The organism is Marinobacter sp. NFXS9 (assembly GCF_040148665.1).
Classification (GTDB): Bacteria; Pseudomonadota; Gammaproteobacteria; order Pseudomonadales; family Oleiphilaceae; genus Marinobacter_A; species Marinobacter_A mangrovi.
Map to the genome: position 1 here is coordinate 208,481 of NZ_JAGDDW010000008.1, position 14,522 is coordinate 223,002.

Annotated in this window: 14 protein-coding genes; 6 read left to right on the forward strand and 8 right to left on the reverse strand. The window is 60.7% G+C overall.

Features of this window, described 5'->3' with window-relative positions; genetic code table 11:
* Positions 1-12: 12 nt before the first annotated feature.
* Positions 13-1,131: an FAD-dependent monooxygenase gene (locus J3364_RS14260; protein ID WP_349558977.1), complete on the reverse strand. Its 1,119-nt coding sequence runs from the start codon at positions 1,129-1,131 to the stop codon at positions 13-15.
* A 103-nt stretch (positions 1,132-1,234) separates the two neighbouring features.
* Here J3364_RS14260 and J3364_RS14265 point away from each other — a divergent pair, with 103 nt between their 5' ends.
* A complete protein-coding gene (locus J3364_RS14265; RefSeq protein WP_349558978.1) occupies positions 1,235-2,137 on the forward strand; it encodes a LysR family transcriptional regulator in 903 nt (300 codons plus the stop codon).
* A 25-nt stretch (positions 2,138-2,162) separates the two neighbouring features.
* Here the strand turns inward: J3364_RS14265 and J3364_RS14270 are convergent, their stop codons facing one another.
* On the reverse strand, positions 2,163-2,621 hold the full coding sequence (locus tag J3364_RS14270; protein ID WP_349558979.1) for an Lrp/AsnC family transcriptional regulator: 459 nt from the start codon (positions 2,619-2,621) through the stop codon (positions 2,163-2,165).
* A 158-nt stretch (positions 2,622-2,779) separates the two neighbouring features.
* Between J3364_RS14270 and J3364_RS14275 the strand changes: the two genes are divergently transcribed.
* Complete coding sequence (locus tag J3364_RS14275; protein ID WP_349558980.1) at positions 2,780-3,742, forward strand: hypothetical protein; 963 nt, start codon at positions 2,780-2,782, stop codon at positions 3,740-3,742.
* A 43-nt stretch (positions 3,743-3,785) separates the two neighbouring features.
* Here the strand turns inward: J3364_RS14275 and J3364_RS14280 are convergent, their stop codons facing one another.
* Positions 3,786-4,619 (reverse strand): oxidoreductase, encoded by an 834-nt coding sequence (locus J3364_RS14280; RefSeq protein ID WP_349558981.1) that lies wholly within the window; start codon positions 4,617-4,619, stop codon positions 3,786-3,788.
* Between the two features lie 163 nt (positions 4,620-4,782).
* On the opposite strand from J3364_RS14280, the gene J3364_RS14285 reads away from it, so the two are divergent.
* Positions 4,783-5,733, forward strand: coding sequence for an AraC family transcriptional regulator (locus tag J3364_RS14285; RefSeq protein WP_349558982.1), 951 nt, complete (start codon positions 4,783-4,785; stop codon positions 5,731-5,733).
* 24 nt (positions 5,734-5,757) lie between these two features.
* Here J3364_RS14285 and J3364_RS14290 read toward each other — a convergent pair whose 3' ends face one another.
* From J3364_RS14290 to J3364_RS14300, 3 genes are all read right to left on the reverse strand, one after another.
* Complete coding sequence (locus J3364_RS14290) at positions 5,758-6,681, reverse strand: M14 family metallopeptidase (RefSeq protein ID WP_349558983.1); 924 nt, start codon at positions 6,679-6,681, stop codon at positions 5,758-5,760.
* 103 nt (positions 6,682-6,784) lie between these two features.
* Positions 6,785-7,951 carry a YbfB/YjiJ family MFS transporter gene (locus tag J3364_RS14295; RefSeq protein ID WP_349558984.1) on the reverse strand — a complete coding sequence of 389 codons (1,167 nt, stop codon included), beginning with the start codon at positions 7,949-7,951 and terminating at the stop codon, positions 6,785-6,787.
* The gene (locus J3364_RS14300) at positions 7,948-8,823 is read right to left on the reverse strand and encodes a LysR family transcriptional regulator (RefSeq protein WP_349558985.1); all 876 of its coding nucleotides are present in this window, start codon (positions 8,821-8,823) and stop codon (positions 7,948-7,950) included. The genes J3364_RS14295 and J3364_RS14300 overlap by 4 nt, the downstream gene beginning before the upstream one ends.
* A 91-nt stretch (positions 8,824-8,914) precedes the next feature.
* On the opposite strand from J3364_RS14300, the gene J3364_RS14305 reads away from it, so the two are divergent.
* A complete protein-coding gene (locus tag J3364_RS14305) occupies positions 8,915-9,979 on the forward strand; it encodes an NAD(P)H-dependent flavin oxidoreductase (protein WP_349558986.1) in 1,065 nt (354 codons plus the stop codon).
* Positions 9,980-10,075: 96 nt separating this feature from the next.
* Here the strand turns inward: J3364_RS14305 and J3364_RS14310 are convergent, their stop codons facing one another.
* On the reverse strand, positions 10,076-10,666 hold the full coding sequence (locus J3364_RS14310; RefSeq protein WP_349558987.1) for a YdeI/OmpD-associated family protein: 591 nt from the start codon (positions 10,664-10,666) through the stop codon (positions 10,076-10,078).
* Positions 10,667-11,275: 609 nt separating this feature from the next.
* Between J3364_RS14310 and J3364_RS14315 the strand changes: the two genes are divergently transcribed.
* Positions 11,276-12,946, forward strand: a complete 1,671-nt coding sequence (locus J3364_RS14315) for a methyl-accepting chemotaxis protein (protein WP_349558988.1) — start codon at positions 11,276-11,278, stop codon at positions 12,944-12,946.
* Positions 12,947-13,070: 124 nt separating this feature from the next.
* Entirely contained in the window at positions 13,071-13,925 is an 855-nt protein-coding gene (locus J3364_RS14320; RefSeq protein ID WP_349558989.1) for a delta-class carbonic anhydrase, read from the forward strand.
* A gap of 106 nt (positions 13,926-14,031) precedes the next feature.
* Here J3364_RS14320 and J3364_RS14325 read toward each other — a convergent pair whose 3' ends face one another.
* A complete protein-coding gene (locus J3364_RS14325; protein WP_349558990.1) occupies positions 14,032-14,316 on the reverse strand; it encodes a hypothetical protein in 285 nt (94 codons plus the stop codon).
* Between the last annotated feature and the right edge of the window lie 206 nt (positions 14,317-14,522).

The following is a 14,522-nucleotide window of genomic DNA, read 5'->3' on the forward strand; positions in this document are numbered from 1 at the left end:
CCAAACGGAACACTAGGCTCTATCCAAACCCTGCATCCAGAAATGGCTTAACCGCTCGGCAGACAATCCGGGGCCAGGCGGCTGAGGCTCAGTTTGGTCTCCGAATATCTGCTGGGCCACCTGTCGACCTGCAGCTTGTGCCGCGGATGTCTTGGCGATGCGCCGTTGATAGAAGCCGGTGAGGGCGGATGACAGTTGATCATGCTCTTCCAGCATCCAGACAAGGTGCCACGCGTCTTCCAGCGCCTGACAAGCCCCCTGGCCGGACGTCGGCAAGGGGGCGTGGGCCGCATCTCCGATAATCAGGGCATTGTCCCGATGCCAATAGGGCAGCGGGTCGAGATCGTGAACGAAGATGCGATTCAGCGATGCCGGATCACGGGATTGAAGGACCTGTCGCACGGGCTTGGGCCAATCGCCAAAGCGCCGGTCCATGTCGTCGTACCCGGTGGAAAGTCCCCGCTCCTTGTCGATGGAGGCACGCCAGGCTCCCGCCCAGAAGCAGCGGTCAGTGCCCACCGGCACGATGCCAAAACGCGCTTCCGGACCGCGCACATCGTGAATGGCGTTATCGAACGTGCTGTCCTCCAACCGACTGATGCCAATGATGTTTACGAAGCCCTGGTAGCGAGGGGGCACCGGTTCGGGGTAGATCGCCTGGCGGACCACCGAGTTCATTCGGCCATCGGCGCCAACCACGAGATCGTATCGTTGCTTCAGATCGTCAATATCCTGCGTCGTTATTGAGCAGCCAAAGCGAATATCGACAGCCAAATCGCTCAGCGCCGCGGCCAGTGCGCTCATCAGATCACGACGCAATATCGTCACACTGGGAAAACCGCACAGCCTGTTCACGGCATCAATATCAAACTCGCCCATCGTGTTGCCGTGACGATCGAACTGCCTCATATAGCGGGGCGTGCCGCCAAGACGCTGGATGTCGTCGCACAACCCCATCCGTTCCAGAACAAACACGGCGTTCGGCCACAGGGTCACCCCGGCCCCCATGGATGAGACTTCCCGCCCTCGCTCAAACAGGGTGACGTGATGACCTCGCCGGGTGGCCAGGATCGCCAGTGCCATCCCGGCAACGCCAGCGCCGACGATGGCGATCCGCTTGCTGTGATTCATCGACTCTCTCCCGATTCTGTATCCGGGTAGAATTGTCGCGAGGTCATAAATCGGGATAAATGGGGTTATATGGGCTTATTAATCCCGTTAGATGGGTGAATTGATGATTGAGAATATCGAACTTCAGTGGTTGCGGTGCTTCCAGGCCGTCTATGAAAAACTGAGCTTTAAAGAGGCCGCCGAGCAACTTCAGTTGCCAACGTCCAATGTCAGCCGTCACGTTGCCTTGCTGGAGCGACAGCTCAATGTGCGACTATTGGAACGCACGACGCGGAAGATGAATCCCACTTCAGCCGGCAAGCAGTTGTATCAGTCCATCGCGCCGCTGGCGCGCGCCATGGATCACGCGCTGGAAGAGGTTTCCCGGTATGGGGATTCCCTGTCCGGGCATCTCAAAATCATTACGCCTGACCTTCCGTTTATGGCGGACATACTCGCGGACTTTTGCCTTCGGCATCCTCAAATACAGCTCAGTTGCGATACTCAGCTGGATCCCTCGGAAGGGCTACTGGAAGGATTCGATCTGGTCTTGCGCTTTGGGCGCGGGGCTTTGGAGGATTCCGGCTGGGTCGCCCGGGAACTCCTGCGCTGGCCGAGCTGTGTGGTGGCGGCACCAGAGCTGCTGGGACAGCACCCTTTGCCGCGCTCGCTGGGTGAGTTGAGCCAAGCGCCCTGCATTACCAGCCTGTCGGTGCTTCAGGGAATGCCCTGGCGATTCAAGCCGGATCAGACTGTGCAGGTGCGGTCCAGTTACAAGGTCAACAGCGGCCATATGGCCCGGGCGGCCGCACTGAAAGGACTTGGCTTTGCGATCCTGCCCGTGCATGCCTGCCACGCCGATATCGACAGCGGCGCACTCGTCAAAGTCGAACTGGATCGCGAGCCCGAGGACCTGGTGTTGTACGCATTCTACTCAGGGGGAACGTATCCACGGGTCAAGGTGAAGGCGTTTCTGGAGCACCTGCGGTTGGGGCTTGCTGACCTGGACGCAGGCTCACAACCCTAAACCTGAGGCAAGGCTCCGGGCCGGTTCACCGCAGCCTGTGAATGGTGGTGTCGAACTTCTTGCGGTCGCGTGAGATCAGCGTTCGGAATTTCTTAACGTTGTCGTCGGCGTAGAGCAGTTCGTCGCAGAAGCGATCGTAGGCGTCCATGTCCGGGACTTCGACGATCAGGACGAAATCCACTTCCCCGGTTACCTGGTAACACTGCTTGACCTCATCGACCGCAATGGCGCTTTTCAGGAAGCGCTGGTAAAGGTCCTTGCGGTCCCGCTCCATGATGACCTCCACCACCATGTGCATGCACAGGCCGACAGAGGCCGGGTTGACCAGCACCACCTGACGCTCGATCACACCACTTTGCCACAACCGCTTGACGCGCTTGAGACACGCTGAGGGTGACAATCCGACGGTGTCGGCCAGCGCCTGGTTGGTGAGGCTGGCGTCTCTTTGCAATTGGATCAGAAGGCGTTGGTCGATCGCGTCCATCAGTGGCTCTCTACGGTTCCGGGTTGATGAGTCAATAATCTGCACTTTTATGGACAAAAAACAATACAAAATAGGTTGTCGAGTCGGCTTTTGACAGAAGATGTTGCATTGCCGCTGCTACCATAAAGGCTTGTTGATTGGGGCCAACAGGAGGCGGTATGCCATCTCGTGCTCTCGAGCGTCTACGCGGGTTCATGCGCGATGTACTCGGGGTCTATGTCACTCTGCTAAAGGTGCTGGTGCCGGCGCTGGTCGTCGTCAAGGTTCTCGATGAGTTCGGAGCCACGGTCTGGCTGGGACATATTCTGGCCCCACTGATGCAGCTTTTTGATCTGCCTCCCGAGTTGGGCATCGTCTGGGCGACCACACTGCTGACCAATATCTTTACGGGCATGGTGGTGTTCTTCGAGATCGCCGGCGACATGCCACTCACGGTCGCGCAGATCAGTGTCTTCAGCGCGTTGCTGCTGATCGGCCATTCCCTCCCGGTAGAGGGGGCCGTGGCGAGGAGAGCCGGCGTGCCCTGGTGGGCCACCCTGGTCCTGCGTGTGGGCGGTGCGCTGGTTTTCGCCGGATTGCTGAGTGCGGTTTACCAACTGTTGGGTACCGGCAACCGACAGGCCGAGTTGATGTGGCGTCCGGAGCCAGCAGCTTCGGGGCTGGATAGCTGGTTGCTGAGTCAGCTTGAGACGCTGGGCATGATCTTCCTGATCATTCTCGCCTTGATGATCCTCCTCGCCGTGCTCCGCTGGCTGAAGTTCGAGCGCTTGATCCATATGGCCCTGTCGCCGTTGCTGAAGACGCTGGGTATCGGTCGGGCTGCTGCGAATGTCACGGTGATCGGTACCACCCTGGGGCTGACTTATGGGGCGGGTCTGCTAATCCGGGACGTGGACAGCGGGGTGATGAGCCAGCGTGACAGCGTACTGGTGCTCTGCTTTCTCGGGCTTTGCCACAGCGTGATTGAAGACACGTTGCTGATACTGTTGCTGGGCGCCGACCTGTGGGCCGTGCTCTGGGCACGGGTGGCCTTTGCGATCCTGGTGATTGCGTGCCTCGCGCGCTGGCCCAGTCACTGGTTACCGGTTCGCAAGGAGAATCCGGTCGTTGATTCGCGATGACGACCGGATCATCAAAGGGCGGATAAGGGCGCTGGCTGTCGGATCAACCGTCCGTCGAGACTGTCAGGGCCTCCCAGTCTTCGATTTCCCGGGTCATGCCGGCCAGTCGATCCCGTACCCGTTTGAGCGCATCACTTCCCAGCAGCAGATGCGCGGGAGGCGTGTCGCTTTCAATAATCTCCAGCATGGCCTTGGCGGCTTTGCAGGGATCCCCGAGTTGCTGGCCGCTTTTCTCCAGGCGGGCCTGGCGGACCGGATCGAACAGGGCATCGTAATCGGCAATCTGCCGGGGCGATCGGCGCATGGAGCGGCCTGCCCAATCGGTCCGGAAGGAGCCCGGCGCCACGGCCGTGACGTGGATATTGAATGGGGCCAGTTCCTTTCCCAGGGTGTCGGAAATGCCTTCCAGCGCGAACTTGCTGCCGCAGTAGTAGGCGATGCCGGGCATGGTGATGTACCCGCCCATCGATGTGATGTTGATGATGTGTCCGGCCCGGCGCTGGCGGAAGAAGGGGAGCAGCGCCCGGGTCAGTTCGACCGCACCAAACACGTTGACCTCGAATTGCCGGCGCATTTCCTCGGTTGGCGATTCTTCCAGGATGCCCTCATGGCCATAGCCGGCGTTATTGACCAGGACATCAACGGGGCCGAGGCTGGTCTCAATCTCTTCCGCGACCCGGGCGATGGCCGGGGTGTCGGTCAGGTCAAGCTGGCGGGCATAGGCATTGCCGGAGGCGTGGGATTCGAATGCTGCAACCGCGTCGGCCTGGCGCACGGTGCCAATCACCCGATGCCCGGCTGCAAGGGCGGCCTCGGCTAGGGCCTGGCCGAACCCGCTGCTGACACCGGTAATGAGTAGGGTCTTGCTCTGTTTCATGGCGTTGCTCTCTGTTTGAGGGTGGATCAGGCCATCCTAGAGCGGTGGGATACGGTACAGAACGCGAGATCTTCTGAGTTTGTTGCCTATTCCTATGAGAGGGATTGCCCGCGGGCCTGAATGGCCCAGAATAAAGGCACAAAACGATCGGGAGCGAAGGTTCATGAGTATCGAGGCGAGTGCCGGCCGCGAGCGCGAGCGGCGCATGGTGGCGTTGCTGGAGTCGATGGCGCCGCAGGAAGGCTACAATCTGACGGCGCTGCCCGATGTACGCTTCCTGCGCTCGAACCGCCCGCTGGAGAGAACGCCTGTACTTTACGATCCGGGGATCGTTATCGTCTGTCAGGGCCGCAAGCGCGGTTATTGGGGGAACAAAGCCTACGTTTACGATGCGCAGCACTACCTGGCGGTCTCCATTCCGGTGCCGTTCACGATGGAGACCGATGCCTCTGCCGAAAGGCCTTTGTTAGCCATCTACCTGCATCTCGACATGCCGCTGACGGCAGAACTGCTGATCGAACTGGAGGAAGCCGGGATACCCGCGTCGGCGCCTCCCTGCGGCATGCTGTCCTCCGAGATGGAGCCGGCACTCGGGGCCACCGTGGAACGCTTCCTCGAAATCATGGCCTCGCCCGAGGACAGCCGGATCCTGGGGGCGGCGATGGTGCGTGAGATCTACTTCCGGGTCCTGACGGGCGCCCAGGGCGGCGCCATGCGGGCCGCCCTGGATATGGAAGGCCATTTCGGGCGAATCTCCCGCGCCATCCGCCTCATCCATGCCGGGTATGCCACGGCTCTGGATGTGAACCAGTTGGCCCGTGAAGCCCGCATGAGCACACCGAGCTTCCACACGCATTTCAGGCAGGTAACGCAGACATCGCCGATGCAGTACGTGAAAGCCGTCCGGCTTCATCAGGCCAGACTGCTGATGTTCCGGAACGGCATGACCGCAGCGGCGGCCTCAGCGGGAGTCGGCTATGAGAGCTCGTCGCAATTCAGCCGGGAATTTCGCCGCCTGTTTGGACGCTCGCCCCGGGAAGAGGTGGCCTGGATGCGCTCATCTTTCGAGCTGCCGCCCCCGGAGTCCCCGTCTCTCTATGTGTCTTCCCATTGAGCAGGGGGCGATCCCTGCGCTGACTTACCGGTGTGCCAGGGCGTAATCGATCGCCGCACACACGGCGGTAACCTGCGCGGCATTACATTGCTCGGTCGTCGCGCGGGGGCTGTCCGGGTAGACCTCGGTCGTCGTCCGGTAGGGCGCGCGGGTGAGGTTGGTGCACAGGCCCATTTGCTGGATCGGATACTCGATAACGCCGCGGGCCGCCACGGGGGTACCGAAGAGCTCGCCTTTGGCATCGGCCGGCGCGATGTGGGTCACCTGTTCAACCGCCTCAATCACCGCCTGCTGGAATTCGGGCTGCGGGCTTTCGCTGTCATCGACCAGATAGAAACCGTCGGGAATCCCGCCCGGTTCAAACGGCTTGCCGTCGCGGGCCGCCAGGGCAGGGCGAAACTCACTTTCGTCGGTATCGGTGGTTTCGTGCAGGTCGATGTGCAGCAGGGCCTGATCGCGGATGGGCGCCACCAGCCGCATGAGGGCCGCCGCCTCTTCCGCCTGACCGTCATCCCGGAACGAGCGGTTCGGATCGACCGCGTTGGCGTTCCAGCGGTGGATGCGTTCGTAAGCCCAGGGGCTAACGCAGGGCGCCACGAGCAGGTTGATGCGGTCCGCGTAATCCGCAGCACGCTGCTCGACGAATTGCAGCGCACCATGGACACCGCTGGTTTCATAACCGTGGACACCGCCGGTCACCAGCACGATCGGCCGATCGTCCCGCCAGTCGCGACTCCGGATGGCCATCAGCGAATAACGGTCGGCGCCGTACTCCAGCTGGCCATACGCCTCCACATCGAAGCGGGAGCGCAGGCGCTCGATCACGCTCACCACCTCGGACGCGTAGCTGCGCTGGCGGGTCTGACGGGACAGCCACTCGGCACGTTCGGCATCGCCCCAAGGGGTGCCGGGCGTGCCGATGGGATACGGGGAGGGAGTCGTATTCAAATCGCTTTCTCCAGTGATGGCGGGCGCAAACGGGCATTGTAGCAATCCGGGTGGATATCGCGAGCGCCGTCCACCGCTGTCCCGTTTCACCCTGAGTGAAGGCCTACAGACGAAAGCTGATCAGGGTGGCGATGATCAGGGCGGCCGCCGCGGCCAACAGAGAGCTGGCAAAGGTATGGCTGAGCGCATACAGACCATCCGTCAGGAGCGGCCCGATAATCTGGCCGATGCCGTAAGCCAGTGTCATCGTTGCCAGCAGGTTGGCGCCCGCCTGTCGCGCCGCCCGCTGTGCGGCGGGCATGGCAATGGTGACCGTGCCCATGAAGGTGCCGCCAACCAACAGGGCGCTCAGTAGATAGCCGGCTCCGGAACCCAAAGCCACGGGCAGGGCGACACCACAGGCCTGGATGATGAGGTTCAGGCGCAGGGCACGACGGGTTCCCAGCCGGTCGTGGACGCGGTGCCAGAGATAGCAGGAGGGTGCTGCGCCCAGGCCAAAGACCGCCCAGACGTGAGCCGGGTCCAGGTCGGGGAAGGCGGTTTTGACCAGTGTCGGCAGATAGGTCGCGGTAACGATATAGCCCAGGCCGGCGAGTCCGTAGATCAGGATGAGCGGCCAGGCTGCAACGATGGCCGCATCGGCATTCGAAGGTGCCGTTTTACGCAGGCCCTCGACGATGCCCCGCCCGCCGTCGCCCGTGAGGAAGGCGGGGGCCGCCATCAGGCCGATGGCCAGCGTCGCGATGCCGAGCATCAGCCACATCCCGAAACTGTCCAGACCCATCGCTTCCGCAAGTACCAGCAATTCCGCTGACACAGCAATCCCGACGCCCACGCCCGCATACAGCAGCGGCGCACCCCACGAATGACCGCGATGTTCCAGCAGCCACAAAGAAGCAGCGACCATGGACAACGCACTGAACAGTCCGGCGAGGCCACGGACCGCGACAATCGTTCCGGTAGAGGTCAGCAGCGCCAGTACAGTCAGGCAGAGGGCGGTACCCAGAATTGATAACTGGCAAAACCAGTGAGCCTTATGGGCGCGAAGACGGACGGCGAGCAGGGCGCCCAGCAGATAGCCGGCGTAATTGGCGGAGGCGGCCAGACTGCCACCGCGCAGGCTGAGCACCCCTTCGTCGACCATGTGCGGGTAAATGGCGGTAAAGGCAAACCGGCCGAAGCCCATGCCAATGGTCAGCACCAGGGCGGCCTGGATCGCGGATTTCCACTCGGAGCGGTCGGCCGATTGCAGGGCGGATGACGTGTTCATGACCGCACACCGTCCAGTTGCTGCATCAGGTGCTGAAACGCGGGCACGTTATAGCCCTCACGCCAAACCAGCAGGGTGTCCGCCTGGCCGGCCGGCAACGCTTTGCAGTCGGACGGCGTTCTCGTCAGCGCCAGTACGCTTTCCGGTAGCAACGCCACACTTGCCCCGGCGGCAACGCAAGCCGCCATCGCGTGGTAGGAGGCCATTTCCTGGACTCGCCAAGTAGTTGAGCCAGCTATGCCGAGCAGGGTCTCGGCCATGCTGCGATAGGTGCAGCCCTGGGGGAAAGCGGCCAGTGAGCGCGTCTGGATGTCGGCGACCTGATCGCAGCCGGATTCATGAGCGGGCAGCAGCAAACGCAGGTCTTCGCGCCACAGGGGGCGGCACGTCAGCCCCAGATCCTCCAGCGCCGAGGCGTTCTCGAAGGAGGGGGGCAACGCGATGAAAGCACAATCGAGCTGACCGGCACGCACCTTCTCAAGCAGTGGACGCGATGGGCCGGTGGTCAGTTCCAGGCGGGTCTCCGGGAAACCGGCGTGGTAGCCAGCCAGTACCGATGGCAGCCGGCTCGCGGCCGTACTTTCCATGCTGCCGATGCGCAGGGTGCCGCCGTTCACGCCTCCCGAGACCACATGCCGGGCCTCTTCTTCAAGCGCCATCATGCGCTTCGCATAGTCGAGAAAATCGTCGCCGGCGGCGGACAGTGACAATCGCTTGCCGATCCGCACGAACAGGTCCGCGCCCAAATCCGCTTCCAACTGCTGGATGCGAGTGGTCACGTTGGAGGGTGCCCGGCCCAGCCGGGTGGCGGCATGGGTGATGCTCAGTTCGCTGGCCACCGCGCAGAAGATGCGGAGTGATTCGGAATCCATGCTTTTTCCCCTTGAGAGAATCTTTCCTGTGAAATATTCTGTTTTAAAGAATATATCATCTCACTTATTCTCAAATCCAGAAGGAAAAGCCATGAACGTCGATCAGGAACTTCTCGCCAGACTCGGCATCCGCCTCCCGATCGTCCAGGCGCCGATGGCCGGGGTCTCCACGCCTCAGCTTGCCGCAGCGGTCTCCAACGCGGGCGGACTGGGATCGATCGGGATCGGTGCCGTGCCAGCCGACCAGGGGCGTCAGCAAATTGAGGCAACACGTGCTTTGACGGACCGCCCCTTCAACGTCAACGTGTTTTGCCACGCCCCCGCACAACGGGATCCGGAACGCGAAGCCGCCTGGCTGGAACACCTGGCCCCGTTGTTCGCAGAGGTCGGCGTTGAACCCCCGGCGATGCTCAACGAGATCTATACGTCCTTTCTTGAGGACAACGACGCTTTCGACATGTTGCTGGAGCAGCGCCCGCCGGTGGTCAGTTTCCACTTTGGATTGCCCTCGCCGGACCGGGTCCGGGCTCTGCAGCAGGCTGGCATCTACACGATGGCCACCGCGACCCAGGTGTCCGAAGTCGATCTCATCGAGAAGGCCGGTATCGATGCCATTGTGGCGCAGGGAGTCGAGGCTGGCGGACATCGCGGCATCTTCGATCCGGACGCTGGCGATGAGGGGCTTGCCACATCGGTGCTGGTGCGGATGCTGGTGGGAAGGACCCGACGACCCGTGATCGCGGCGGGTGGCATCATGGATGGCCAGGGTATTCGTGCGGCGCTTGACCTGGGGGCGGCTGCGGCGCAACTCGGCACCGCTTTTGTCCTGTGCCCGGAATCCGCCGCCAATGACAGCTATCGCGCGAACCTCAAGGGTACCCGAGCGGCGACAACCCGGCTGACTCGAGCGTTGTCGGGCCGTCCTGCGCGGGGGCTCGTCAACCGTTATGTGCGGCACGGCGAAGCTGCAGGCAGCCCGAAGCCAGCCGATTATCCTGTGGCCTATGACGCTGCCAAACAACTGGCAGCTGCAGCGGCCAGGCTGGGCAAAACCGAATTCGCCGCGCAATGGGCGGGGCAAGGGGCGCCGTTAGCCCGGGAACGGCCGGCCGCAGAGCTTGTTGGCATGTTGGCGCGTGAACTGGACGGGCGCTGAACCCTTTGGGGGGCATTGCCTATGGATCCCGACTGGCTGGTGGGTGCCCTATCCGCCCCGCCGGTCAGACCAGGGCCCTGGCGTATTGCCGTGGGTTCACTCCTGGACCCGCTTTTTATCCGCGCTAACCAAGTCGGCTCCCGCCGCCTGTGGGGCACTGAGCGCCTTGCTGTAGTAGCCGGACGGATCGAAACAGCACACTCGCTTTTTACCCGAGGCGAGCATGTCGCACGCGTCGTGGATCCGCTTGGCCCGCGTCTTGGCCTGCTTGGCGGACGTCATCCAGTGAATCCAGTCCAGGCGTGCAATGGGCGTGGTTGCCTCCCACACCGCACGCGCTTCGGGGGCCGCTGCCAGGGCCTCCTGGAAATCCGGCGGGATGTCAGGCTCGGGTTCCTGCGCGACGGGGGCGATCTCGAACGAAGCCGTGTCGCCAACCGCGGCGCCGGCGGATTCGAGCGTCTCAGGCTCCAAACGCAGCCAGTGGCTCAGTTGCCCGTCCGGGTCGAGGGTGGCCTGGAAATCATGGCCGTTCACGGTGACATCGACGGTCGTCCGACCCCGGCGCGGCAAGATATCGCTGGCGCTTTTGGGCAGGATCACGAACGCCCAGGCGGCTTCGCCGTCGGGCTTGGCCGGGCGCAGGATAGTGGCCTGGAACCGGGCTGGGTTGTCACTCGGACTCATGATCGCGTCTCCCTGTTAGCGAATCACACCCAGCTAACCATCAGCCGTTCGATGCGTCCAGCCTGTCGTGTGGTTTCTTTCAGCCTGCCGCCGCGACACCGTGATCCTTTTCGGCATCGGTCTTCTCTTGCGTTGGCGATGCGCGATCTCCAAAGTGAATTCATCTGACTCCTTTCTGCTTTCTGACTCCTTTTAACCCGGGGTGGCAAGTCCGGCCCTGTGCCTTTCAAGAGCGCAAGCCGCGCGTGTTCTGTGGTGACCTGAGGGGGCTGGGAGCCGGACATCGACTTGTTGGGCGGGATACATCAATGGGGATTACCCTTAGCATGGTCTAAGGGATTCCCTGAGTGGGCCTGGTGGAAACCCTTACGACGTTCGTAGAAAAGTCTTTTTAAATCTAAAGGTTAGCTTGGATTGGCTTTCAAAATGTTTTTCTTTTCGCCTACAAAACGTTGCACTATTTAGCTTTGAAAACTATTTGGAGAGGAATACATTTCAGTCGCCGCCCCATTGCAGCCTGACCAGGGGGAGTTGGCTATGTCCTGGACATAATGCTGGACAAGGAGAGCCGTGAAAGAAAAGTGTTAGGCGCCGTTGTGGAGAAAAGACATGAACCGTTTCCTTAATGCGCTGACGCTCAGGACCAAAATCGTCGGCACGGCCATCCTTATACTTCTGATTTTCTCGATCAGTTCCGGTTACACCCTTTACGCCATGTCGGGTATCGGCAAGGAACTCACCCTGATTTCAGAGAAAGACCTTCCCCTTACCCAGGTGATTTCTGACATTACTGTTCACCAGCTCGAGCAGACTATTGCCTATGGGGATGCTGTTCGCTTCGCCTATTCAGACGGGACGAAAAGCGCGCCTGTCAGTGAAGCCATGGATAAATTCCGGGCGCTCTCGATAACGCTCGATGAAGAACTCGAACGAGCCCATGACATTGCCGCGGCCGTCAACGGGATAGCGGATGTGCGTACCATCAGCGAGTTGGAGGAGATCGACGCCGCGATAAAGAAGATCACGGAAGACCATAAGGCCTATGAGCAGTCGGTGGAACGGGCCTTTGGCGCATTGCAAAAAATGGAGTTTGAGGCCGTTGCCGCCATGTCCGCCTCCATCTATGACCATAAACAAGGACTTGGCCGGGCCATGGAGGAACTACAGCGAGAGATCATGAGCTTCACCGAACACAGTGCCGTCATTGCGACAAACCATGAGAAGAGCGCTCTGAATACCACCGTGAGCCTTGTTGCCATCAGCACCCTTGTTGGTCTTTTGGTGAGCTGGATTGTGGCGAGCGCAATCATAAAAGGCATTCGGAAAGCGATTGTGACGGCTTCCGGTGACCTGACCTCAGAGCTCACCATAGACAGTCGTGACGAAGTCGGCGAGCTGCTTGAGGCTATGAACGGTATGCGCCAGAAGCTGTTGGCGATGATCAACCAGATCTCGAATATTACCGCCCAACTGGCCGCCGCCTCCGAAGAAATGTCGGTTATTACCGAGCAAACGGCGCGGACGATCGATGAACAGGGTAGTGAAACGGGACAGCTCTCGGCCGCCATCCATGAAATGTCCGCTACCGCCCAGGAGGTTGCCCGAAACATCAGCGATACCGCCAATGCCGTCGCTGAAGCGAGCCAGCACGCACAGGAAGGGCGCTCGACGGTCGAGAAAAGTATCGACGAGATTACCGCCCTTTCCGACGAAATCGAAGCGTCGGCCCAGGCGATAACACGGCTCGAAGAGACCACCTCTACGATCGCCGGTGTACTGCAGGTCATCCGGTCGATTGCCGAGCAGACCAACCTGCTTGCCCTGAATGCCGCTATCGAAGCGGCCCGGGCTGGCGAGCACGGCCGAGGATTCGCAGTGGTTGCCGACGAAGTCCGGGCCCTGGCCTCTCGCACACACACATCGACCCAGGAGATCGACGACATGATGGCTCAACTGCAATCAGTCTCACATGAAGCGGTCATGTCTATGGAGAGTAACCGGCAGCAGGTGAGTAAAACCGTGGACTTTGCCGCCGAGGCGGGGAACAAGCTCTCCACGATTACCCGGGTTATGACGTCGATTAACGATATGGCCATCCAGATCGCAAGCGCGTCTGAGCAACAAGTGGGCGTTACCGAGGAAGTCAGTTCAAACATCATCAGGCTCAACACCATGTCCGAGCAGACCGCCCAAGGCGCTGAGGAGACGGCTACGGCTGGGCGGGATCTCACCCGGATGGCGAACGAGCTGCAATCGATCGTCGTGCAGTTCAGGGTTTGATGAGCGATCGCTCGACGAACCGAAGAGCACCTTGGGCCCGTCGATGTGAATGTGGCCCGGTTAACCGAAATGGCCAGACGGATTACCGCTGGCGGTTACTGAATCCACAGTTGGAGTTCTTGCAATGAAGCGTTCCGTTTTACCGATGTGCCTGCTGCAGTCGCTGATCGCAACGTCCGCCCTTGCGGCTGACGGACACAGGGAGGCGTCCTCAGGGGGCGTAGAAGAGCAGCGCCAGGCACTTATCGAGGACACGCAAGGAGAGGGGTACGGACCCCAATCCCCGCGGGATATCGACCAGCATGCAGGCAGTAATGATCGGGTGTTCAGTGCCGCGCCTCCACACGTGGAAATGAACCTCTGCAATATCCATTTCCACAAGAACGCAGAGCATAAAGGCGGTGAGTTCACGACATACGCAGGCCCGGGCGATGGCGCCGGGTATCAGAGTGGCTACCGGTACTCCGGCCAACTGACATCCTCGGAGCGTGCCCCTGTCAGAGGCGCCATGTGCGCCTCCGATCACAGTCGGCTCCAATCCGGTGACACGATCGAAGTCCACTATGTGTTCTCGACTGCGGACGTCAAGCCCGGGGCGACACTGGGCGCCTGTCTGAGCGACGCTATTGGCAACCCGCAGCTTCGGGTCGAGTCTCAGGTGTTCGCGTTAGTCAACGACCGGGATGCGTTGGACTTTGGCTTGCTGACCGATCTGGGCATGCGTGACGGGCGGTACCAGGCGGTCAATATTCCCGACGATACGGGAGTGCCGGTCCAATACGCAGGCTCTACCACAGGGCCGGCATACAACGAGAAAGGTTCGCCTTTCCAGGTCACCTGGAATGTGCGCCCCAAGGTAGCCAAGGTCGATATACGTACGGTTGGTGAGTGGTGCAAAGGCAACATCTTCGATGAGGACCATGCCCACGGTGTCAGGAACCTGGTTACCCACCCGGATCTCCTGTCAGAGATCGAGTGATTGAAGGGAAGGGGCTATCGCCCCTTCGCCTTGGCGTCCATAGAAAACCGACCACCACAAAGGAGCCATGGTGGTCGAAATTCAAAGGTAGACCCCTTTGATCTTTTTAGCTAAGGATGGATACGCCACCCTGTTCAGCCACCGTTTTGGCATCCGCGCGCTCAATGATTTTCACGAGAGCCGACTGGATCGTCTCGTCTTCCCGGGCGTCCTTGTCGCTCACGAACGTCTGCTTCTGGGGTTGGGCGCCTTCTTCCGCGGTAAATGAGATGACGACTTCGGATGCCAGGTCCGGCGTCTTTCCAAAGTACTCCAGTGAAATCAACGGGTAGCCATGGAAGCCTTTCTTAACCTGCTTTGCGATACGCTTCTTTGCTTTATCCACATTCATGATGAGCGCCAGGTGGTGACGGGGTTGGAAAAGACCGGATGGCGGCAATGCGTAAACTGAGATGACGGACCGTCGCTAAACCATTGCCCCATTCAGTACAACGTATCCTATAACGAGACTGGCGGCTACCGGACCCGTCTCCGGTGGTTTGGCGACTTTCATTCAGACCATCGCCAACACGAATCCGGTTGAACAAATCCAATGCG